The sequence below is a fragment of the Streptomyces sp. NPDC091289 genome (assembly GCF_044757365.1).
Taxonomy (GTDB): Bacteria; Actinomycetota; Actinomycetes; order Streptomycetales; family Streptomycetaceae; genus Streptomyces.
Genome location: NZ_JBIVUT010000004.1, coordinates 326,806 through 347,652, shown reverse-complemented (window position 1 = coordinate 347,652; position 20,847 = coordinate 326,806). Strand labels below are relative to the sequence as shown.

Annotated in this window: 25 protein-coding genes; 14 read left to right on the top strand and 11 right to left on the bottom strand. The window is 70.9% G+C overall.

The genetic code is table 11. The features are described 5' to 3' along the window. Window positions 1-148: 148 nt before the first annotated feature. From ACIQPT_RS07475 to ACIQPT_RS07455, 5 genes are all read left to right on the top strand, one after another. Window positions 149-1,279 (top strand): acyl-CoA dehydrogenase family protein, encoded by a 1,131-nt coding sequence (locus tag ACIQPT_RS07475; protein ID WP_401153538.1) that lies wholly within the window; start codon window positions 149-151, stop codon window positions 1,277-1,279. 13 nt (window positions 1,280-1,292) lie between these two features. Next, window positions 1,293-2,030, top strand: coding sequence for a transglutaminase family protein (locus ACIQPT_RS07470; RefSeq protein WP_401153536.1), 738 nt, complete (start codon window positions 1,293-1,295; stop codon window positions 2,028-2,030). Window positions 2,031-2,085: 55 nt separating this feature from the next. Further along, the gene (locus ACIQPT_RS07465) at window positions 2,086-2,925 is read left to right on the top strand and encodes a maleate cis-trans isomerase (RefSeq protein ID WP_401153534.1); all 840 of its coding nucleotides are present in this window, start codon (window positions 2,086-2,088) and stop codon (window positions 2,923-2,925) included. Next, window positions 2,922-3,164 carry a DUF6253 family protein gene (locus tag ACIQPT_RS07460; protein ID WP_401153532.1) on the top strand — a complete coding sequence of 81 codons (243 nt, stop codon included), beginning with the start codon at window positions 2,922-2,924 and terminating at the stop codon, window positions 3,162-3,164. Before ACIQPT_RS07465 ends, ACIQPT_RS07460 begins: the two co-directional genes overlap by 4 nt. 63 nt (window positions 3,165-3,227) lie before the next feature. Beyond that, window positions 3,228-3,974: a 4'-phosphopantetheinyl transferase family protein gene (locus ACIQPT_RS07455; RefSeq protein WP_401153530.1), complete on the top strand. Its 747-nt coding sequence runs from the start codon at window positions 3,228-3,230 to the stop codon at window positions 3,972-3,974. Between the two features lie 84 nt (window positions 3,975-4,058). Here the strand turns inward: ACIQPT_RS07455 and ACIQPT_RS07450 are convergent, their stop codons facing one another. Next, window positions 4,059-4,982, bottom strand: a complete 924-nt coding sequence (locus ACIQPT_RS07450; RefSeq protein WP_401153529.1) for a ScbA/BarX family gamma-butyrolactone biosynthesis protein — start codon at window positions 4,980-4,982, stop codon at window positions 4,059-4,061. A 243-nt stretch (window positions 4,983-5,225) separates the two neighbouring features. Here ACIQPT_RS07450 and ACIQPT_RS07445 point away from each other — a divergent pair, with 243 nt between their 5' ends. The 3 genes from ACIQPT_RS07445 to ACIQPT_RS07435 all read left to right on the top strand — a co-directional run bounded on the left by ACIQPT_RS07445 (window position 5,226) and on the right by ACIQPT_RS07435 (window position 7,539). Then, window positions 5,226-5,894 (top strand): ScbR family autoregulator-binding transcription factor, encoded by a 669-nt coding sequence (locus tag ACIQPT_RS07445; RefSeq protein WP_401153527.1) that lies wholly within the window; start codon window positions 5,226-5,228, stop codon window positions 5,892-5,894. A gap of 134 nt (window positions 5,895-6,028) precedes the next feature. Then, on the top strand, window positions 6,029-6,772 hold the full coding sequence (locus ACIQPT_RS07440; protein ID WP_401153525.1) for an HAD family phosphatase: 744 nt from the start codon (window positions 6,029-6,031) through the stop codon (window positions 6,770-6,772). Beyond that, complete coding sequence (locus ACIQPT_RS07435) at window positions 6,769-7,539, top strand: SDR family NAD(P)-dependent oxidoreductase (protein WP_401153523.1); 771 nt, start codon at window positions 6,769-6,771, stop codon at window positions 7,537-7,539. Before ACIQPT_RS07440 ends, ACIQPT_RS07435 begins: the two co-directional genes overlap by 4 nt. Before the next feature lie 99 nt (window positions 7,540-7,638). Here the strand turns inward: ACIQPT_RS07435 and ACIQPT_RS07430 are convergent, their stop codons facing one another. From ACIQPT_RS07430 to ACIQPT_RS07410, 5 genes are all read right to left on the bottom strand, one after another. After that, window positions 7,639-8,058 carry a DMT family transporter gene (locus ACIQPT_RS07430; protein ID WP_401153521.1) on the bottom strand — a complete coding sequence of 140 codons (420 nt, stop codon included), beginning with the start codon at window positions 8,056-8,058 and terminating at the stop codon, window positions 7,639-7,641. Window positions 8,059-8,129: 71 nt separating this feature from the next. Beyond that, window positions 8,130-8,450, bottom strand: a complete 321-nt coding sequence (locus tag ACIQPT_RS07425; RefSeq protein ID WP_352239762.1) for a multidrug efflux SMR transporter — start codon at window positions 8,448-8,450, stop codon at window positions 8,130-8,132. Window positions 8,451-8,538: 88 nt separating this feature from the next. Beyond that, on the bottom strand, window positions 8,539-9,018 hold the full coding sequence (locus ACIQPT_RS07420; RefSeq protein WP_401153520.1) for a nucleoside deaminase: 480 nt from the start codon (window positions 9,016-9,018) through the stop codon (window positions 8,539-8,541). 126 nt (window positions 9,019-9,144) lie between these two features. After that, complete coding sequence (locus tag ACIQPT_RS07415) at window positions 9,145-10,239, bottom strand: NADH:flavin oxidoreductase (RefSeq protein ID WP_401153519.1); 1,095 nt, start codon at window positions 10,237-10,239, stop codon at window positions 9,145-9,147. A gap of 1 nt (window position 10,240) precedes the next feature. Further along, complete coding sequence (locus tag ACIQPT_RS07410; protein WP_401153517.1) at window positions 10,241-10,900, bottom strand: DsbA family protein; 660 nt, start codon at window positions 10,898-10,900, stop codon at window positions 10,241-10,243. 204 nt (window positions 10,901-11,104) lie between these two features. On the opposite strand from ACIQPT_RS07410, the gene ACIQPT_RS07405 reads away from it, so the two are divergent. Continuing rightward, complete coding sequence (locus tag ACIQPT_RS07405) at window positions 11,105-11,725, top strand: GNAT family N-acetyltransferase (protein WP_401153515.1); 621 nt, start codon at window positions 11,105-11,107, stop codon at window positions 11,723-11,725. Here ACIQPT_RS07405 and ACIQPT_RS07400 read toward each other — a convergent pair. Then, on the bottom strand, window positions 11,714-12,121 hold the full coding sequence (locus ACIQPT_RS07400; RefSeq protein WP_401153513.1) for a hypothetical protein: 408 nt from the start codon (window positions 12,119-12,121) through the stop codon (window positions 11,714-11,716). The genes ACIQPT_RS07405 and ACIQPT_RS07400 overlap by 12 nt on opposite strands. A 156-nt stretch (window positions 12,122-12,277) precedes the next feature. Between ACIQPT_RS07400 and ACIQPT_RS07395 the strand changes: the two genes are divergently transcribed. The 3 genes from ACIQPT_RS07395 (at window position 12,278) to ACIQPT_RS07385 (ending at window position 14,057) form a co-directional block, all read left to right on the top strand. Then, complete coding sequence (locus ACIQPT_RS07395) at window positions 12,278-13,114, top strand: Scr1 family TA system antitoxin-like transcriptional regulator (protein WP_401153511.1); 837 nt, start codon at window positions 12,278-12,280, stop codon at window positions 13,112-13,114. Further along, a complete protein-coding gene (locus ACIQPT_RS07390; protein ID WP_401153510.1) occupies window positions 13,111-13,347 on the top strand; it encodes a DUF397 domain-containing protein in 237 nt (78 codons plus the stop codon). Before ACIQPT_RS07395 ends, ACIQPT_RS07390 begins: the two co-directional genes overlap by 4 nt. 155 nt (window positions 13,348-13,502) lie before the next feature. Further along, window positions 13,503-14,057, top strand: coding sequence for a hypothetical protein (locus tag ACIQPT_RS07385; protein ID WP_401153508.1), 555 nt, complete (start codon window positions 13,503-13,505; stop codon window positions 14,055-14,057). 42 nt (window positions 14,058-14,099) lie between these two features. Here the strand turns inward: ACIQPT_RS07385 and ACIQPT_RS07380 are convergent, their stop codons facing one another. Then, entirely contained in the window at window positions 14,100-14,480 is a 381-nt protein-coding gene (locus ACIQPT_RS07380) for a hypothetical protein (protein ID WP_401153506.1), read from the bottom strand. Window positions 14,481-14,619: 139 nt separating this feature from the next. Between ACIQPT_RS07380 and ACIQPT_RS07375 the strand changes: the two genes are divergently transcribed. Then, window positions 14,620-15,615 (top strand): ArsR/SmtB family transcription factor, encoded by a 996-nt coding sequence (locus tag ACIQPT_RS07375; protein WP_401153505.1) that lies wholly within the window; start codon window positions 14,620-14,622, stop codon window positions 15,613-15,615. Window positions 15,616-15,654: 39 nt separating this feature from the next. Here ACIQPT_RS07375 and ACIQPT_RS07370 read toward each other — a convergent pair whose 3' ends face one another. Continuing rightward, window positions 15,655-17,169, bottom strand: a complete 1,515-nt coding sequence (locus tag ACIQPT_RS07370) for a helix-turn-helix domain-containing protein (RefSeq protein ID WP_401153563.1) — start codon at window positions 17,167-17,169, stop codon at window positions 15,655-15,657. Window positions 17,170-17,589: 420 nt separating this feature from the next. Here ACIQPT_RS07370 and dnaN point away from each other — a divergent pair, with 420 nt between their 5' ends. Beyond that, window positions 17,590-18,717 (top strand): DNA polymerase III subunit beta, encoded by a 1,128-nt coding sequence (dnaN, locus tag ACIQPT_RS07365; protein WP_401153503.1) that lies wholly within the window; start codon window positions 17,590-17,592, stop codon window positions 18,715-18,717. 55 nt (window positions 18,718-18,772) lie between these two features. On the opposite strand, the gene ACIQPT_RS07360 is transcribed toward dnaN, so the two are convergent. After that, a complete protein-coding gene (locus tag ACIQPT_RS07360; RefSeq protein WP_401153502.1) occupies window positions 18,773-19,660 on the bottom strand; it encodes a glycoside hydrolase family 19 protein in 888 nt (295 codons plus the stop codon). 303 nt (window positions 19,661-19,963) lie between these two features. Next, window positions 19,964-20,812, bottom strand: coding sequence for a glycoside hydrolase family 19 protein (locus ACIQPT_RS07355; RefSeq protein WP_401153501.1), 849 nt, complete (start codon window positions 20,810-20,812; stop codon window positions 19,964-19,966). Window positions 20,813-20,847: the final 35 nt, after the last annotated feature.

Genomic DNA, 20,847 nt, shown 5'->3' with positions numbered 1-20,847 from the left:
TGCTCGGGCTGCCCGGGGCGGGCTCCCCCCCCCAGCGACCCCCCCGGGGGGGGGGGGGGCGGCGCGGGGGGGCCCCCGCCCCCCGCGACCGTGCCCCGTGCCCCGTGCCCCGTGCCCCGTGCCCCGTGAAAGGCAAGGCAGAACACCCATGGCAGCAGAGAAGCCCGCAGACACCTACGGCGTGACCGCGCCCTACGGCGACGAGCTGAACGACGACGTCACCCGCTGGGACCGCGCCGGCGAGTTCCCGCACGAGAAGTGGAAGCCGCTCCAGCGGTCCGGGCTCTTCACCCTCCCCTTCGCCCCGGAGTACGGCGGCGCCGGCCGGACGCTCACCGAGACCATGGCCGCGCTGGAGGGCCTCGGCCACACCAGCCGGGACGCCGGCCTGAACTTCTCGGCGTCCACGCAGATCGTCAGCGTCGGCATCCCCCTCCAGGCGTTCGGCTCCGAGGAGCTGCGCGGCCGCTACCTGCCGCGCGTGACCTCCGGCGAGGCCATCACCGCGCACGCGATCACCGAGCCGAGCCACGGCTCGGACGTGATGAACATCCGGACCACCGCCGTCCGCGAGGACGACGTGTACGTCCTCAACGGCGGCAAGATGTTCATCACCAACGCCCCGGTCGCCGACCTCTTCCTCCTCTACGTCCGCACCGGCAAGCCGGGCGCCTTCGGGCTGAGCACCTTCCTCGCCGAGCGCTCCACACCGGGCCTCACGGTCGGCGAGCCGCTGGAGACGATGGGGCTGCGCACCTCCCCGATCAGCGAGGTCACGCTGGAGGACGTGCGGCTGCCCGTCGGCAACCGGCTGGGCAGCGAGGGCGCCGGCTTCCTGATCATGGACCACGTGATGAAGCGGGAGGTCCTCTTCTCCTTCGCCGTCAACCTCGGCGAGATGACCCACCGCCTGAAGCGGGTCGTCGAACACGCCACCACCCGGCAGCAGTTCGGCAGCGCCATCGGCAAGAACCAGGCCGTCGCCCACAAGATCGCGGACATGAAGATCGCCGTGGAGACGGCCCGCAAGTGGCTGTACGACACCGGCCGCAAGGTCGAGCAGGGCAAGGACGCCTCGACGGACGTGGCCGCCACCAAGATCGTCGTCAGCGAGGCCAACCAGCTCACCGCCCAGCACGCGATCCAGATCTTCGGCGCCCGCGGCTATCTGACCGACACGGGCATCGAGCGCGAGCTGCGCAACGCCACCGCCGGCTCCATCTACTCCGGCACCAACGAGATCCAGCGCAACTGCATCGCCGCCCTCATGGGCCTGTGACGAGAGGCACCTCATGACCGACACCCTGGCCCCCGCCCCGTCCGAGCAGACGGCCGCCGACGACCTGGCCCGCCTCACGGCGGCCACCGACTTCCTCGATCACGAGCACGAGCGCGTCAAGGCCTTCGTCGACAAGGCCCTGGACGGGACCGACCGCGAGACCGCCACCCAGGTCGAGCTCGCCGTCACCCTCTACTACGCGGTGCGCGACGGCATCCACTACGAGGTCTACGGCGCCGACCTGTCGCCGGAGGGCCTGAAGGCGTCCAGCATCATCGCCGGCGGCAAGGGCTTCTGCCTGCACAAGTCCGTGCTCTACGCCGCCTGCTGCCGCGCCGTGGGCATCCCCGCCCGGCTGCACTACAGCGATGTCCGCAACCACCTCGCCTCCGACCGGCTGCGCTCCTACATCGGCGGCGACGTCTTCTTCCACGGCCTGGCCACCGTGTACCTCGAAGGCCGCTGGCTCCAGGTGACCCCGGTCTTCAACAAGCTCCTGTGCCGGCTGTACGGCATGACCCCGCTGGAGTTCGACGGCCGCTCCGACAGCCTCTACCACCCCTTCGACGCTCAGGGGCGGCAGAGCATGGAGTTCCTCACCGACCACGGCGACTTCGACGACGTCCCGTACGCGTTCGTGATGGAGAACATGCGCCGCAAGCACCCGAAGTTCCTGGACGAGGGCGGCACCGGCACCGTCAGCGGCGGCTCGCTCGCCGACGAAGCCGACGGAGCCGGCAAAGCCGCCTGAGCCGCTCGGTCAGACCCGTACCCGCATCGCCACAGCAGACGAGGAGAAGCACCCCATGACGCAGTTCCAGGCCCGTGAGGACGGCTGGGCCGTGGCCGCCCGTGTCGGAGTCGTCGTTCCGCACGCGGACGTCGGGCCCGAGTCCGAGCTCCAGGCGATGGCGCCGCGCGACGTCTCCATCCACGGTTCACGCGTCCACTTCGGGGCGATGCGCCCCGGCGGCGAGATGGACCCCAAGATCCCGCACGACCCGGTGCGCGCCTTCATCGACCCGCCCTTCATCGACGACGCCGTCGAGCTGCTCGCCGCCGCCCCGCTGGACTCCATCGCCCTGGGGTTCACCAGCTCGGCCTATGTCCTGGGCGCCGACGGCGAGCAGAAGCTCTTCGAGCGGCTCGCGGAGCGGACCCGGGGCATCCCGCTCACCGGCACAACCCACGCGGCCGCGGCCGGCTTCCACGCCCTGGGCGCGGAGAGGATCGCGCTCGTCAACCCGCCGTGGTTCGACGACGAGTTGTCGGCGCTGGGCGCCTCCTACTTCAACGGGCGGGGCTTCGACGTCGTCCACCACGCCCCCTGCGGCCTCCCCAGCAACCAGAAACTGATCACTCCGGAGGCGCTGGTGCAGTGGATCGAGACCGCCGTCGCCCCGCAGCGGCCGCAGGCGGTGCTGGTCGCCGGCAACGGCATTCGCGCCGTGGGCACCATCGCCGGCCTGGAGGAGCGGCTCGGGTTTCCCGTCCTCACCGCGAACCAGGTGCTCTTCTGGCACGCGCTGCACCTCGCCGGCGGGACCGGGGCGGCCGCGCGGATCACCGAGTACGGAGCGCTGTTCGGCGTCCGCCCCGAGGGCGCGCGCGAGCATGCGGGCGCGGGCGCGGGCGCGGCCCGATGAGCATGCTGCCCGCGTACGGCTACCAAGCCGCCGTGCAGGAGACCTGCGATACGCCGGAGTACCACATCCCGCTCGTGTGCTGGCACGACGACGGGGCCGGTGTGCGCGGCCTGGTGCTGTACCGCGGGGCGCTGCGCCCGGCGGAGCAGGTGCCGGGGTTCCGGCGCTATCTCGCCTCCGAGGACCTGGAGCAGCACGCCATGACCGGCCCGTGGCCGCTGCTCGCGGCAACCGCCTGATCCGACCCGTGGCGGGAGGCCGGCCGGGTTCCCGCCACCCCCACCACCAGGAGCCGTATCGATATGACACACGACCTCAAGTGGTCCGACGCGCCTCCGGGAGAGGTCCTCGATCCGGTCTCCATCTGGATCGTGCGGGCCCCGGCCGGGCAGCGTCTCGCACCCGGCGGGGACCCGCCCGACTGGCTCGACGAGAAGGAGCGGAGCCGGCTGGCCTCGATACCGCAGCAGGCCGGCCGGGAGGCCTACGCCTTCGCCCACTGGGCGCTGCGGAGCGTCCTCGGGTCCTCGCTCGGCTGCTCCCCCGGCAGCGTCGGTTTCCTGCGGCAGCCGTGTCCCGGCTGCGGCGGGGCGCACGGACGACCGGCCGTCCGCGATCCGGACCGGGGCGGCGAACCGCCGGAGTTCTCGATGTCGCACAGCGGGGACCAGGTCGCCATCGCGGTCGCCGAGGCCACCATCGGCATCGACATCGAGTCCTGGCCGACCCCGGAATCCGTCGCCGGTTATCTGCCGTTCCTCCACCCGAAGGAGCAGGAGTGGCTGGGCGGCCGCCCGGACGACGAACTCGTCCGGGACTTCGCCCGCCTGTGGACCCGTAAGGAGGCCATGGCCAAGGCGACCGGTCAGGGCATGGCCGCCGTCATGAACCGGCTGGATCTCACCGGTCAGCCGCTCGGCTGGCGGGTGCGGCAGCTGCTCGCACCCCCCGGGTACGAGGCCAGCTTCGCGGTCCCGGCCTCGGTGCACGTCGCGGTCACGGTGCACGAGGAGCTTCCGGAGCCGATGCCGGAGCCGGTGCGGGCCTGACGGCCGACGGCGGGCGGCCCGTACTCCTCCCGAGGGGGTACGGGCCGCCCGCCGCTCCGTGTCCGGACGTTCCCCGGGGCCTGCCTAGATCGTCGCTTCGGAGCTGAAGACCCGGACGCCGTGCTGCTCGACCGACACCGCCACACGGCGCCGGCCCGCGCCGTCGGGGACCGGCTCGCCGGCCACGACGACGGCGGGCGCGTCGAGCTCGACGTACCGCGCGAAGTGCGTCGTCATCCCGTGGACCGCCGAGGAGCCGCCACCGACGGCGTGCGCCGCCTGCCGGGCGGCTTCGAGCAGGAGCATGCCGGGCGCGTGATCGACGGCGTGGTCGAACAGCACCGGGTGCGTGGGGTCCACCCGCAGCATCCACCGGCCGGGCGCACCGGAGAGCGCCGGTGAGAGCACCACATCCTCCGGGGAGATCCGGTCCACCCGGTGCGGATCCACGGGCGGGCCCGCCGGGAGGCAGTTCGCGAGTGCGGCGTCGACGTCCGCGTAACTCCCGCGCAGCCGCCGGTATATGGCCGCGGGCTGGTTGTTGAAACGGGTGTGCGCGGTGCCCATCCGCCGCTCCCCCAGGTGGACTTCGATGTCCATCGTCATGCCGGCGAACCTGCTGCCGCGGCGGACCACGTCCGAGCAGGTCACCACCAGGCGCACCTCCTCGTCGACGGTGGTCACCAGCGATGCCAGCGGGTCGACCGAGAAGCTGAAGTGCTCCCACGCCTGCTTGTACTCGCGCGGCACGTCGTGCACGGCGTGGGACAGCAGCGGCACCGCCTGGCGCACGCTCTCGGCGAGCAGCATCGGATCGTACGCACCCCGCGACGGCCGGTAGAAGGCGTGCCCCCGCGGCCAGCGCCCCGTGACCACATAGCGCCCCGGGGCCTGCTCGGCCCACGCCGTGAGCAGGACTTCCTCACTCCGAAGCTTGTGCACCTGCCACTGGTGCACCTGCGACTGCTGGACCGGCTGGACTTCACGGCTCAGGACAGAAACAGACAACTTGGCCCCCCAAGATCGGTAGCTGATGCGGGTGACTACACAGCGATGCGTGCAGGCAACTCCGTGTACCCGGCTCAAAAATAATGATCCTTCTGTTTTCCCGAGTCAAGAGGGTGTGGCGTTTTGATTTTCCTGGAGGATGATTTGGTCCTATAGCCAACTCAACTTCACCATAACGGACTTGCTACGACCCCGGTCGGCTCGGGTAACGTAAGGAGCATTCTTTTTGGGAAGGTGAGAGATATGGCGCAACTGAAGCAAGAACGGGCGGAGCAGACCCGCCGCGTTCTCCTGCACGCCGCCGCAGAGGTCTTTGACGAGTTCGGTTACGCGGGGGCCAGCATCACCCGCATCCTCAAGCGCGCCGGTGTGACGGCAGGGGCGCTCTACTTCCACTTCGGCTCGAAGGAGGAGCTGGCCAAGACGGTCATGAACAGCCAGCCGGAGACCCTCGTCCCGCTGCTCGACGCCGGTGGTCTGCAGCGGCTCATCGACCTCACCCTCGTGTGGTCGTGGCAGCTCCAGCGCGACCCGCTGCTCCGGGCCGGCGTACGGCTGACGAACGAGCAGGCCGCCATGGGCGGCTCCCTGAACGCCGACCCGTACGAGAACTTCCGCGGGATCATGACCGGCTGTCTGCACGAGGCGCGCGACGAGGGTGAACTCCAGCCGGGCATCGATCCGGCCGTGGTCGCGGAGTTCGTGGTCGCCGCCTGTACGGGGATGCAGATGTACTCCAACGTCATCAGCGGCCGCAAGGACCTTCCCGAGCGCACCCAGCAGATGTGGAACCTGCTCCTCCCGGGCCTAGCGGTCCCGTCGGTGATCATCCGTGCCGACGCGACCCCCGCCCGCGGCGTCGCGCTGATGCCGGAACGGCCCGCACCGTCCGAGCCGACCGACGCACCCTGACCGCACAGCCCCACCAGCCCGACCAGCCCGACCGGCTCGACCAGCCCAGTTGGCTCGGTCAGCCCGACCAGCTCGACCAGTTCGCCCGACTGCCCTGCCCGCCCCGTCCGTTACGACGATCACTACGGAGCCGCATGCTTTCCCTGCGCCTGGCCGCCCTGAACATCGACGGTGTCCTGCTCAACGACACCTTCAGCCCGGTCATCCACCACTTCATCGTCAGCAGAGGCGGTACGTACTCCGCCGAGCTGGAACGCTCCATATTCTCCCAGCCGCAGCACATCGCCGGCCGGCTGCTCTCGGCCGCCGTGGGCGGCGACATGACGGGCGAGGAAGCGCTCGCCGCCTACTTCGAGGACCGCGCCGCCCACCTAGACCGCCACCCGGTCACGATCACGCCGGGCACCCGCGACCTGCTCCTCCGGCTGCGCGCCGCGGGCCTGCTCACGGTCTGCTACGGCGGCCTGGGCAAGGACCACTTCGACCACCATCTGGGCCGCTACGCCGACCTGTTCGACGGGCCGGGCTACGTCTGCACCAACGACTTCCGCCCCGGCCTCCGGGAGATCACCGAGGACGTGTTCGGACTCCGCCCCGCCCAGGCCCTCTTCGTCGACGACGTCGCCCGGGTCGCTGACGTGGCCCGCGATCTCGGCACCGCTTTCGTCGGCCGCCCCTCCGACTTCGTCCACAGCCACCAGCGCGCGCTCATGCGGGAGTCGGGCGTACGCCACATGATCGGCGGCCTCGACGAGCTCGACGACGCCCTGCTGCACCGGATCGACCGGGAAATGAGCCGGGAGACGAGCCGGGAGTCGAGCTCGGACACCTCCTGGCGCGACGCGCTGTCCGCGGCCGGCCAGGGAACGTACGCGTGACGCCGGGCGGACCGCTGCTGCCCGGCAAGGTGGCGCTGATCACCGGCGCCTCCAGCGGAATCGGCGCGGCGGCGGCCCGGCACTTCGCCGACGAGGGAGCCGCCGTCGTGCTCGTGGCCCGCCGGGCCGGCCTGGTCGAAGAGGTCGCCGAGCGCATCAGGAAGGACGGCGGCCGGGCCGTGGCCGTACCGGGCGACGTCACCGTCCGGGCGGACATGGACCAGGCGGTCGCCACGGCGGTCGACCGGTTCGGCGGGCTCGACTGCGCGTTCAACAACGCCGGTTACGCCAGCGCGGGAACGGTCCTGCACGAACTCCCCGAGGACGTCTTCGAGCGCACGATGGACGTCAATCTGCGCGGTGTGTGGAACTGTCTGCGCGCCCAGATCCCCGCCATGCTGCCGGCCGGTGCGGGCTCGGTCGTCAACACCTCCAGCGTCGCGGGCGTCCGCGCCACCTCCGCCTCCGCCCCCTATGTGGCCGCGAAGCACGCGGTCCTCGGCCTGACCAGGGCGGCGGCGGCCGAGTACGGCGCGTTCGGCATCCGCGTCAACGCCCTCGTGGTGGGCAGCACCGATACGGAGATGATGGACGGCGTCCTCGCGGGCGGGCCCTCCGTGCGGGCCGGCTTCGGCGGCAAGGCGATCCAGCAGCGCCTCGCCGATCCGGCCGAGATCGCCCGCGCCGCCGCCTGGCTCTGCTCGGACGCCTCGTCGTTCACCACCGGATCCGCCCTCGCGGTGGACGGCGGCAGAACCGCGAAGTGACGGCACGCCCAACGCCCCAGGCGCCTGCTGCCCTTGCCGGAGAAGGCCAGGAAGGGAAGCGGGCGCCTGGGGCGTACGGTCGGAGCGTCGGGACGGACGTCAGACCTGAACCGGGCTGGGACGGTCCGCGAGCTGCCCGGACTCCTGGGTCCCGGCGGGCGCCGCCTCGGGCTTCGTCCGGTCGGCGAGCTTGAGCCAGATGACGCCGACGATGATGACGGCCAGCCAGATGCCCTTGGCCAGGGTGAGGGTCTCGTCGAAGAAGAGCGGGCCGAGGACCGCGGCGCCGACCGCGCCGATACCCGCCCAGACGGCATAGCCGATGCTCACGTCGATGGTGCGGAGGGCGAGGCTCAGTGCGTAGAGCGTCAGCAGGAAGAACACCACCGCGACCAGGGACCAGGTCAGGACGGTGAAGCCTTCGCTGCCTCCGACGGCGAGCGCGTACCCGATCTCGAAGACTCCGGCGAGCAGGAGCGAGAGCCAGGCGTTGGTGGAGCTCTTGGCTGCGTTGGACATGGGAGGTGAGTCCTCTCTCAGGGGTGTCGTCAGGTGGTTGCGTGGGAGGGGCCGGGAGTCGCGCTCCGGGCTCAGGCGGAACCGCTCAGCTGCAGGCCGACGACGCCACCGATGACGAGGAGGATGCCGATCGCCTTGTTCGTGTTCAGACGCTGGCCGAAGAACAGCGCACCGAGGACGGTGATACCGACGCCCGCGACGGAGGTCCACAGGGCGTAGCCGACGCCGACGTCGAAGGTCAGCAGCGCCTTGCTGAGGAAGAAGGTCGCGGCGGCGCCGCTGGCCAGGGTGATGCCGGTCCACTTGCGGTTCTTGAAGCCCTCGGCCTTTCCGGCGGCGATGGCGACGAGGATCTCGAAGGCGACGGCGATGGCGAGGTAGAGCCAGTGCATGGGAAGTCCTTCCGTGCGGTGAGAAGCGGTGGGGTGTCGAGCGGTGGGGTGTGAAGCAGCGGGGTGTGGAGCAGTGAGGTGTGACGCGCTATCGCGCGGCGCGGCTCAGGGTGAGGAAGTCCTGGAACGGCTGCTCCGCTTCGGGGAGTTGGAGCGCCGTGACCTTGATGGGCCAGTCCGCCGGGTCCTCGGCGAAGAGGGTGTACGTGCTCGTGTAGTCGAAGCCGTACTGCGCGGCGGTCCTGCGGTCGGCGGCGTGCGCGATGTGGCCGATGCCGGCGTAGCGCGCCGCCAGGTAGCACAGGGCACAGGGTTCACCGGAGGCGATCAGGGTGGCTCCCGCCAGGGAGCGGATCCCGTGCTTGGCGGCGGCCTCCCGGAGGGCGACGACCTCGGCGTGTGCGGTCGGGTCGTTGTCCTCGCGGACCCGGTTGAAGCCGGTCCCCAGGATCCGTCCGCCGCCCACGACCACGCCGGAGAAGGGGATGCCCCCCTGCGCGACGTGCTCACGGCTGAGCCGGATCGCTTCGTGGGCGTGGCCCATCAGTTCGCTTTCGTGTGTACCCATGAGCGGTTCGTCTCCCGAGTTGCCCTGTATCGTTCAGTTGCCTGCACATGCAAGGGAATGTTTCCCGTAAGGCGCCGCAGAAAGCTTGGCTCGTGGGGTTAATCTTGCATGTGCATCTAACAACTGTCAAGCGGTGGCGTGCGCCCGGGCGTTGCCCAACGTCGCCAGCGGCTCCAGCAGCCGGGGGTCGAACGCCGCCCGGTCCGTGCCCGCGGCCACCCGGCGCGGCAGGTCGGGGTTGGCCAGCGCGGCCGTCCCGATCGCCAGGAGGTCGGCGTGCCCCTCGTCCAGGACGCGCCGTGCCACCGCGTCCCGGTGCAGCCCGCCATTGGCGATGACGGGGAGCCCGGTGACCGTCCGGGCGAGCGCGGGAAGCGTCCGCCCCTCCGGGAACCAGTCCCGTCCGCTGCCCGCGAGATGCAGATAGTCGGCCCCGGCGGTCGCGGCCGCCGTGAAGACGGCGCGCGCCTCGGCGTCCCCTCCCGGCCACTGCCACGCGGGGTCGTTGATCTTCCCCTGGGAGAGGCGGACACCGACCGTGAATCCGCTCCCGGTCGCGGCTCTGACCTCGGCCGTCACCTCCCGTACGAGCCGCAGGCGTTGCTCGACGTCACCGCCGTACTCATCGGTGCGCAGATTGGTGTACGGGGTGAGGAACTGGTCGAGCAGATAGCCGTTGGCCGCATGGATCTCCACGCCGTCGAAGCCGGCGTCGCGGGCGCGGACCGCGGCGGCGGCGAAGCCGTCGACGGCCTCGGCGATCTGGCGGCGGGTCATCTCCATCGGTACGGGCCAGGGGCCGCTGCCGCGGTATTTGTCCAGCTGCTCCCCCAACGGCCGTACGGCGGAGGGTCCGGCCGCCCGGTCACGGAACCGGTTGCCCTGCGAGACGGCCCCGGCGTGCATCAGCTGCAGGACGACGCGCGCCCCGGCGGCGTGCGCCCGTTCGACCACCGGCCGCCAGGCGGCGGCCTGGGCCTCGTCCGTGATGCCGGGCTGGTGCAGGTACCCCTGGCTGAAGGCCCGGTCGGTGTAGGTCCCCTCGGTGATGAGGAGTCCGAAGCCGCCCTCGGCGAAGGCCGCGTAGTAGTCGGCCATCTCCGGTGTGGCCCGGCCGTCCTCGGTCGCGGAGACCCGGGTCATGGGGGCGACGGCGAATCTGTTGCACAGTTCGAGTCCCGCGAACCGGCAGGCGGAGAGCGCGGGATGGGTGCCGGGCAACTCAGCAGCTCCCGTCGATACCGCAGGCGGCGCCGTAGACGGCGGCGTCCTCCGCCTGCTGCGCCTGGGCGTCCAGGATCGCCTTGCGCAACTGGGCGGGACGCGGAACGCCTTCGATCCGGGTGTCGCCGATGAGCATGGTGGGAACGGCCTGCACCCGGTGGGCCGCCGCCTCCCGCAGCGCCTCCTGGTGCCGGGCGCGATAGGTGCCGTCCGCCAGCGCGGCCCGGAACCCGTCCTCGTCCAGGCCGACCTCACCGGCCAGGGCGACGAGGACGTCGACCTGCCCCAGGTCCTGGCTCTCCTGGAAGAAGGCGCGGAACATCCGCCGGGTGTAGGCGGTGCCCAGGTCATGCTCGGCCGCGTACTGGTAGCCCTCGAAGGCGAGAGCGGTGTACGGCTGGGGAGACACGTCGGGGAGCGTGATGTCGACCCCCAGGCGGCGGGCCATCGGATAGACGGCGCGCTTCCAGATGTCGGGCAGGTAGTCGTCCTCCGGCCGCAGGGTGGGCTGGGGGTGGGGGCGCAGCTCGAACGGCATCCACTCGACCTCCACCTCGGCCCCGACCTCGTCGATCGCCTCTTCGAGAGGGCCTTCGGCCAGCATGCAGAAGGGGCAGACGTAGTCGGACCAGATCTTGATCTTCACGGGATCAGCCATGCGCAGACCTCCAGGTCATTGATCGCGCAAGCAACAACTTCCCCCGGCAGAGCGGCAGGAGTTGACGGACGACCAGAAGGTTGCACGCTCATGCACTTTAGTGTCAAGCCCGACCCCGCCCCGGGGAGTCGGCGGACCGAGAACCGGCCAGGACTGGCGGGAAACCCCTTGCGGGAGCGCTCCCGCAGCCTGAAGGATCCCCGCATGACTCCTCCGCCGCCGCCCGTGCTGCGTCCGTACCGCCCCGAGGACCGCGAGGCCCTCTTCGACATCTGCGTACGCACCGGGGACGCGGGCGAGGACGCCCGCCATCTCTACCCGGACCCCAGCCTGCTGCCGAACATCTTCGCGGCGCCCTACGCCGCCCTGGAACCGGGCCTGGCCTTCGTGGTGGAGGACGGCGGGCGCGCGGTCGGCTACATCATCGGTACGGCGGACACCGCGTCCTTCGTCGACCGCTACCGCGCCGAATGGCTCCCCGGCCTCGCCGACCGCTACCCGGCCCCCGTACGCGAACCGGCCACCCCCGCCGAGGCGATGACCTCCCTGATGCACCACCCGGAGCACATGATCCGGCCGGAGCTGGCCGACTATCCGGCCCATCTGCACATCGACCTGCTGCCGAGCCACCAGGGAGCGGGGCACGGACGACGGCTCATGGACACCTTCCTCGCCGCCCTCGCCGAGCAGGACGTCAAAGCGGTCCACTTGGGCATGCTCACCGCCAACACCAAGGCCCGTGCCTTCTACGACCGTCTCGGCTTCCACGAGATCCCGGTCACGGACCCCGGGCCCGCGACCTATCTGGGGCGCTCAACTCAGTAACGCGTACGCCGCGTTGAACAGGATCAGCGTGTGCACGAACCGTCCCGTGCGCGACGGCGGGTACCGCCACATCAGCGGCCAGGTGTCACCCCCGAGCGCCGGGACGGGTACGTAACTGATCCGGCCGGTCGCCGCGTTGAAGGTCGTCGCCCCGCGCGGCCAGGGCCGCCCGGCCGTCGACCCCGCCGGGACGAGGAAGTACACCCCGCGCCGGCCGTTCGACTCGGAGACGACGGGCCCCGGTTCACCGCCGACCAGCTCCTCCATCAGATCGGCCAGCCGCCGCCCGTCGTCGCCGTCCACACGAACGGCGTCGAATTGCACGCCCGCCTTGCGGAGGTGAAATCCGGAGTCCGGAATCCATTCAGCTCTCAGCCCACCATTAAGTGCGTTCACGGGACGATTGTGACCCCCATCACCTAGCGTTATCCATGCCTGCCGAGGTGCGTCGCATAGCCGTTGAGCTGCGCGAACTCCACTGGAGTGGAGTTGAGTTCAACGGTTTCGAGTAGTGACCGGTTGAGTTCGGTTGAGTCGAAAAGAGATCGTGTGATGGCGAGTGCTGAGAACAAGGAAACTGCTAGCCCGACGGCGCTCATGGTGGCCGAAATGGCACGCATGATGCGTATCCAGCGGGGGTGGACGCAGGAACAGGAGGGCCAGGAGCTCGGCTATTCGGCGGCGGCGGTCAGCGCGATGGAGACCTGCGCGCAGCCCGCCAGCGACGCCATGCTGGTCGAGCTGGAACGGGTCCTGGGCAACGGCACCGGCGTCTTCCTGACGGCCCGGCGGTACATGCGGATGGAGCGGCTGCCGGAGCAGTTCCAGGACTACGCACTGCTGGAGGAGGCGGCGGTCAGTCTTCAGCTGTTCGTCACCAACGTCATCCACGGGCTGTTCCAGACGGAGGCGTACGCGCGGGCGCTGATCGGTGGCGGATACCCGCCGCTCTCCGACGAGCGCGTGGAGGAGCTGGTCCAGCTCCGGATGGCCCGCGCGGCCCTCTTCGACCGGGACCCGCTCCCGATGATCGAGGTCATCATCGACGAGGCCGTCCTGCGCCGGGTCATCGGCAGCGAGGAGGTCATGCGCGAGCAGTTGCTCCATCTCGTGGAGTGCGCACGGCGTCGCAACGTCACGCTGCTCGTGCTGCCCATGGACGCCGGGAAGTACGGGGAGTACGCGGCCGGTCACGGTGGAATGAGCCTGGTGGAGACTCCAGCGCATGAGCATCTCGTCTATCTGGAGGCGCAGGAGGAGAGCCTGCTCATCAGCGACCCGGCAAAGGTGAGCACGTACGCTCAGCGCTATGCGAAGATCCGGTCACAGGCCCTGGGTCCTCGTGAATCGCTGGACCTCATCAAGCGGTTGGCAGGAGTGAAGGAATGAGCAGCACCCTCCGGTGGTTCACGTCGAGCTACAGCAGCGACAGCGGCGGTAACTGCATCGAGGTCGGCTTCGACTGGCACAAGTCCTCCTACAGCAACGCGGGCGGCGGCGAGTGCATCGAGGTCGCCGCCTGCCCCCACGCCGTCCACGTCCGTGACTCCAAGGTGCCCGACGGGCCCGCCTTCGCCGTCGCGCCCGACGCCTGGTCGGCGTTCCTCGGCTGGACGGGCTGATCGGCATCCGGAGGACAGCCGTCGTCGCGGGAGCCGCACTCGTCCTCGCCTCCGTCGGCGGGTGGTGGCTCCTGTGGGGCGGCGGACCGGGCGGGCCGGGCGACCATGCTCCGCAGGCGATCTGCGCGGTCGACGACACGACGCTGCGCGCCGACGTGGACGCGGACGGGCACCTCGACCTGATCCGCGATCCGAAACGTAACGGCTCAAGTCACGTGGTGTTCCAGCGCGGTTCGGACCGCACCACCGTCAACCCCGGTGCCGCACGCGGATTCTGGCAGAAGCTGCGTGGCGCGACCAAGGAAGACATGGTCACCAAGGGCACCTTCGGCGACTTCGACGGCGACGGCTATCTGGATCTGGCCCTCTTCTACAGCCAGGCGCACCAGGGTGACGATCCGGTGCACAACATGGTCGTGAACGAGGTGCACTACGGTCCGCTCGACCGTGATCTGCGCAGCGAGCGGACCGGCACGGTCGACGTGACGTCCACGACCGTCGTGTACGGGCTGCGGGCCACGGACCAGGACCGCGACGGCCGCTCGGAACTCCACCTGTTCCAGTCGGAGGGCGACGGCGTCGTCGGCCACGCCACGGGACAGCGGGGCGAGAACGACCGGATCACCATGCGCGAGGACCGCGACGACTGGTCCGACAAGGCCGGCTGGCCCCGGTTCAAGCCCGGATGGCGCGACTTCGGCGTCTGCTGAGAGCCCCGTAGGCACGCCGCAGACGCCGAAGTCGCTGGTCCGCTACTTCGCCAGCTTCACGGAATTGATCGGCGTGAAGTTGTAGTCGTGGTACGTGCCGGCCCTCTGGTTGCCCCCGCAGCCGGTGCCGTTGGAGCCCGTGCACCGGTACGCCTTGGCACCGCCGGTCTGGTTGTTGAACCAGCGCTTCTTGCCGATCTGGTTGTAGATCTTGTGGGTCCCGTACGAGTAGAACGCGTGGCTCGGCTTGTCGCCGTTCCAGCCCGCGCCCGGGTACAGACAGACGGCGCCGGACGGGCAGCCGTGGATCGTGCCCGCAGCCTCCGCCGCGTTGGCCGATCCGCCCAGCGTGAGTACGGCGCCGGTGGCGAGCGCGGTGGCGGCCATGGCTGTCCTCGTGATGGTGCTCCGAATCTGACGCATGCGCGTGTTCCCCCTTCAGGTCGTTCGTGCGTTCGTTCAGCGCTCGTTTACGAGCTACTTCGATGATGAGGAGGCCCGGGAAGACCGATCCAGGGGTTTTCAGCACAGGGAAAACGGATACGTTCATTCGGGGGGATTTATGGCACTCCGTATCCATTTCACGGCAGACGACCTGGCACGCATCACCGTGACCACCCGTCCCGACCTCATGTGGGAGATGGTCAACAGCCTGCACACCCTGCAGGCCCGGCAGCCCGCATCCGAACACGCGCCGTGGCTGCGGCACGTACGAAAGCGGCTGGCCAGAAGCGACCTCAGGGGTCCGATCCGGTTGCTCACCACGCTGGTGCCGGCCCGAGGAGACTTCCCGGACTTCCTCACCCCGCCACCGCACAGAGACGGGATGGAGGCCGCCCGTGACTTCATGCTCACCACCCCGGCGGCTCGCCTCCGTACCGAGCTCTCCGCATGCTTCGGGCAGCGCACCCCGTCCTCATGGCTCCGGCAGCTCGCGGAGGGCGACCGCGCCGCCCGGCAGGAGCTCGACGGCGCCATCGTCACGTACTTCCGGGAACTCCTGGCCCCCCAACTGCACGTGATCGACGATGTGGTGCACACCGACCGCGCGCACCACAGCCGGGACGTGCTGGAAGGCGGAGCCGAACGATTACTGAGCACACTGTCGCCGTCGATCCGCTGGGAGCCGCCGACGCTGGTCGCCGACTATCCGCGAAGCGGTGACCTCCACCTGCGCGGCCGGGGTATCTCACTCGTCCCGTCCTTCTTCTGCACCGGGCGTCCCGTCACCCTCATCGATCCCGACCTGCCACCGGTGCTGGTCTACCCGGCGAGCCGCAGCTCCGGAGTCGGGGACCCGCACAGGGGCCTGCCCGAACTGCTGGGGCGGACCCGGGCCATGGCGTTGCGTGCGCTGGCCTCGCCGTGCGCGACGGGCGAACTGGCCCTGCGGATCGGTGTGTCGATCGGGACCGCGAGCAAGCACGCGTCGGTGCTGCGCAGGGCGAGGCTCATCACCAGTACGCGCAGGGGCGGCGAGGTGGTGCACGCCTTGACCCCGCTCGGACGCGAGGTGGCGCAGGGGCGGAGGGGCGGTTCGTCGTGCTGCGGCGGATGACGGACCCCTGTGGGCGCGACCGCGCTCCGACGAGGCCTCCTAGACCGGCGCCGCCAGATCGCGGGCGCGCAGCGCCAGCCACAGGTCGTAGCGGGCGCTCGGGGGCCGGAGCAGCGAGCGCTGGAGGACCGTTTCGAGCCGGGTGAGCCGCTTGCGGGTGCCGGGCACGCTGATACCCAGCTCGGCGGCGGCCGGCCCGAGGCGGCCCTCGCAGCGCAACCAGGTGCGCAGGGTCTCCTCGGAGCCGATGACGGGGGCCAGTTGCTGGTCGGCCCAGTCCCGTACGGCAGGGCGCCGCAGGATGGCGTCGAGGTCCCGCGCCGTCTCTCCCGTACCGGATCCGGTGGTGGCGTACGGGGCGGGCTCGGGGGTGCACGCCGGGGCGGGGGTGGCGCGGACGCGCAGCGCCAGGTCGAGGGCGGCCTGGTCGGCCAGCCGGTGCAGGTCGAGGCCGAGCAGATCACCGATGAGCTTCAGGCGGGCGGCCAGGGTGTTGCGGTGGACCTTGAGGTGGTCGGTGGCATGCGACGAGAACGCCAGCCAGGACGCGGCCGTGGCCGCCAGCTCCTGGCTCCCGGGGTCCTGCGCGCGGCGCGGCACATGGGTCAGGAGCGGGGTCAGCAGCTCGTTCGCCCACTGCCGGCCGGCCGGTCCGACGACGAGCGCCGGATCCGGCGAGACCCCGAACCGGGCGTGCCGGGTGGGGAGTTCGCGGGCGACGGCCAGGGCGTGGAAGGCCTGCCGGTAACCGGTCGCGGTGTCCGCCAGCGGTACGGGTTCGCTGACGCCCACCACACAGTCGCCCACCCGGTCGGCGACGGCCTCGTCGGTCGGAACGGCGTCCCGGCCCTGTTCGTCGGCGGGCATCACGAGGATGAGGTGGCGAGCGTAGACGGGGCACCGCACGATCCAGGACCGGCCGCCGTCCGCGTCCACGCAGACCTGGACCACCTCGTCGCGCCCATCGCGCCTGTCGCGCCTGTCGCGCCCATCGCGCCCATCGCGCCCATCACGCCTGTCGCCGGAGCACTCCACGACACACACCCGTACCGGATCGGGGAGCCGGGGGCGCAGCGCACCGGCGACCTGCTGGGCGATGGAGAGCTGGCCCGTCATCAGCAGGTGCAGCACCGCCTCGCGCCCCCGGGACTCGGCGAGGTCCACCCGGCGGCGCCTGCGCTCCAGCGTCTCGGCCTGCCGGCACAGGGCCAGCGGCAGGACCACGTCGGCCAGCAGCGTGGCGAGCCCGGCGGCCACCGGGCGGGGCGCGACGACGACGAGCACCGGGGCGGCGGGGTCGTCGGTGCTCAGGGGGAACAACAGGGCGGTGTGCGCGCCGGTGTCGAGGGAGTATGCCCGCGCCCCGCGCTCCGTCAGGGCGTTCGCGCTCTCGGCGACCAGGCCCGCGACATCGGGGACCACCGCCCGCGCCGTACGGGCCGCCGCGTGCAGCACCGTCCCGTCCGGCCCGACGAGCCCGGCCCACCCCTCCGCCCGCCCGGCCAGCCAGCGCAGCAGCCCGTCCGTCCCGCCGGCGCGGGCCAGCCGGTGCATCCGCAGAAGATCGTCCGCACGCTCCCGTGCTCGCACCCGTTCCCCGTTCCCGCCCAGGACACAGCCGCGGTGGCGGTGGACCACCCACCCGCCCGACTGTGCGGACTGATACCCCCGTGGCCGCCCCACTGGGCGTATTGAATCTCCCGGTCTCCCTACCCCCCGTTCTATCGTCCGAACGTGTTCCGGCACGTCGGGGGAGACGGGGGAACGCCGGAACACAGGAGCGGGAACACGGCGGCAGCGGCTCACGGGGGTGGTCGCTGTCGCCGGTTCCCGCGTTCCTGTTTCCCGCCCGGGCCCGATTGTCAGTGGTGCCTTCTAACGTCGTACGCAGGAGTCGGATTCCAGCTACCAGCTCCCGGCTTCCGGCTACCGGCTTCCGGCTTCCGGCTTTCGACGTCCGAGGAAAGGCGCCCCATGGAGTTCCGCATCGAACGCAGTGCCCTGACCGAGGCCGTGGCCTGGGCGGCCCGCGTCCTGCCCGTACGGTCACCGGTCCCGGTGCTGGGCGGCCTGCTGCTGGACACGGAGGGCGAGGCCGGGGGCGAGGGCGGACGGCTGCGGATCTCCGGCCTCGACTACGAGGCGTCCGCGCACATCGACGTGGACGCCGAGGTCCCGCGCCCCGGGCGGGTGCTCGTCATGGGACGGCGGCTGCTGGACATCTGCAAGGTGCTGCCCGATGGCCCCGTCGAGTGCGCGGTGGAGGGCTCGCGGTTCACGGTGTCGGGCGACGGCGCCCGGTTCGGCCTCTCCGTGCTGCCGTTGGACGACTACCCGGCGCTGCCCGCGCTGCCGCAGGTCCGGGGCGCGGTGGACGCGGAGCTGTTCGCGGCGGCCGTGGCCGATGTGGCGGTGGCCGCGGGGCGCGACGACACGCTGCCCGCGCTCACCGGGATCCGGCTGGGGCTCGACGGCGACACGATGACGCTCGCCGCGACCGACCGGTACCGCTTCGCCGTACGGACCCTCCCGTGGAAGGCGACCGCCCCCGCCGAGAGCGCCGACGTCATCGTCTCCGCCCGCCGCCTCACCGAGATCGCCCGCTCGCTGGGCCGGGCCGGGCTGGTGAGCGTCGCCCTGGACGCCGGTTCGGCGGGCTTCGAGCACGCCGGGATGCGGACCACCGTACGACTCCTCGAGGGCCGGCTGCCGCGCCACGAGAAGCTGTTCACGATGGAGGACCCGGCCGTCGCCGTGGTGGACCGGGCCCGGCTGACGGAGGCCGTCAAGCGGGTCTCCGTCGTCGCCGACGGCGACAGCCCCGTACAGATGGCCTTCTCCCGCGCCGACGACTCCGTGACGCTCCGGGCGGGTTACGAGGACGACGTGGCCTCCCAGCGGCTGCCGGCCGCCCTGGAGGGGGCCGAGGAGCTGACCGTGTCCTTCAACCCCGGGTATCTGGCGGACGCCCTGGCCACGTTCACGGATCCGTCGCTGCGTCTCCTGCTGCTGGGGGCGGGTCAGCGCGCGATGATCACGGACGAGGCGGGCACGGACACCCACCGGCATCTGCTGATGTCGGTGAAGCCGCAGTTGGGGTGAGCGCCGAAACGGGGGGGCCCGGCGTGAGCCGGACGCACCCCCCGTTCGGGTGGGGTCAGCAGCTCAGGTTCGAGCCGGTGGTGGTGCCGAGGACCTGGGTGAAGGCGGTAAACGTGTCGATCCGGCTCTGGACCTGCGCCGGGTTGCCGCCGTTGCACTCGATCGCACCGTTGATGGAACGGATGGTCTCACCGAAGCCGGCGCCGTCGACGATGGCGCTGTGGCCGGTCATGGTGCCGGGGCCGGACTGGGTGTTCCAGTACCAGAGGCCGGTCTTCCAGGCGATGGCAGCGTCCTGCTCGACCAGGTACGGGTTGTTCAGCAGGTCGATGCCGAGCGCGTCACCGGCCGCCTTGTAGTTGAAGTTCCAGCTCAGCTGGATGGGGCCCTTGCCGTAGTACGCGGACTGGCCGGCCGGGCAGCCGTAGGGCTGGCTCGCGTCGCAGTAGTGCGGGTAGTTCGCCTCGTTGACTTCCTTGATGTACACCAGCCCGCCGGTCTCGTGGCTGACGTTGGCGAGGAAGGCCGCGGCCTCCCGCTTCTTGATCTCGTCGCTGCCGGTGTTGGCGAAGGCCGGGTAGGCGCCCAGGGCGTTGGTCAGGCCCTGGTAGGTGTAGAAGGCGTTCCGGTTCGGGAACATCTGGTTGAACTGGGCCTCGCTGACGACGAATCCGTCGTTCTGACCGGGCTCCTCACCGCCGCCGTCGCCACAGGCGCCGTTGTCGGCCCAGACGTCGGAGGTGCCCGGCGTCTCGTTCTGGGTCCACCACTTGGCGGTGTAGTTGCGGCCGTTGTGGGAAGCGGTGCCGCCTCCGGTGTAGACCGATGAGGAGTTCCAGGCCGTGGCGCAGGTGGCGGCCTGCGCGGTGGCGGCGGGGAGGACGACGAGCGCCGCGACGATCGCGCCGAGCGCGACCAGCAGGGCCATGACACGTCGAATCACGTGATCACACTCCTTAGACGCGGCGCGACGTCCGGCCGTGCGCCGCCGTGGGGGTGCCGACACTCAAGCGAGGATGGTCTGGACCTGTCAAGGTCTAGACCATCCTCGGAGTGGGCGCAGGTTCCACCGGTCCGGGCCGCGGCCGCCCTGAACGTGCGCGTCAAGAGCGCTCTCAACAGCCCCTATTCCGGAGGGAGTCCATCCGGATCACTCACGAACCGGGGCGGACCCGAAGGTAAAATCTTCCGGCCCGCCCAGCATGCGGACGGTTCCGGCCACCCGGCGGACGCACCCACGACAGGCTCAGCAGGTGAGCCCGGACCCCGGGGCCACCCCGACGAGGCCCGTGATGCGCTCGTACCGCTCCACCCGCGCGGCCACCGACTCCGGATTGCCGCCGTCGCACTCCAGGGCCCCGTTGAGCGAGCGGATCGTCTCGCCGAAGCCCGCGCCGCCGACCATCGCGTCGTGCGAGGTCATGGTGCCGGGGCCGTTCTGGGTGTTCCAGTACCAGAGGGCGGTGGCCCAGGCGACGGACGGATCCCGCTCGACCAGCCACGGGTCGTTCAGCAGGTCGAGCCCGAGGGCGTCCCCGGCGGCCTTGTAGTTGAAGTTCCAACTGAACATGATCGGGCCGCGCCCGTAGTACGCCTCACGGCCCGCCGGGCACCCGAAGGGCTGGGTGTCGTCGCACTTGCGCCAGTAGTTTTCCTCATTGATCTCCTTGACGTACTTCAGCCCCACCGACTCGAAGTCCGCGTGCGTCAGGAACGCCGCCGCCTCCCTGGCCCGGGTCTGCGGCGTACCGACGTTGGCGAAGCGCGGGTAGGCGTGCAGGGCGTCGATCAGGCCCTGGTACGTGTAGAAGGGGTCGCGGTCCGGGAAGATCGCGTCGAACTCCGCCTCGCCGATGACGAAGTCGGACACCCCGCCCGTACAGGCACCCCGGTCGGCCCAGGCGGATCCCGCACCCGGATTCTCGCCCCGGGTCCACCACTTGGCGCTCCAGTTGCGGCCGTAATGGGAGACGGTGTCGCCGGCGCGGTAGTCGGCCGTGGCGCTGTGGAGCGGCGCGCAGGGCTCGGCGGCGGGGGCGGTGGCGGAGGCGGCGGGGACCGCCGTCACGAGGGCGGCGGCGAGGGCGGCCGACACGGCCAGGAACTTCGTGAAGCGATCGATGCGGTACA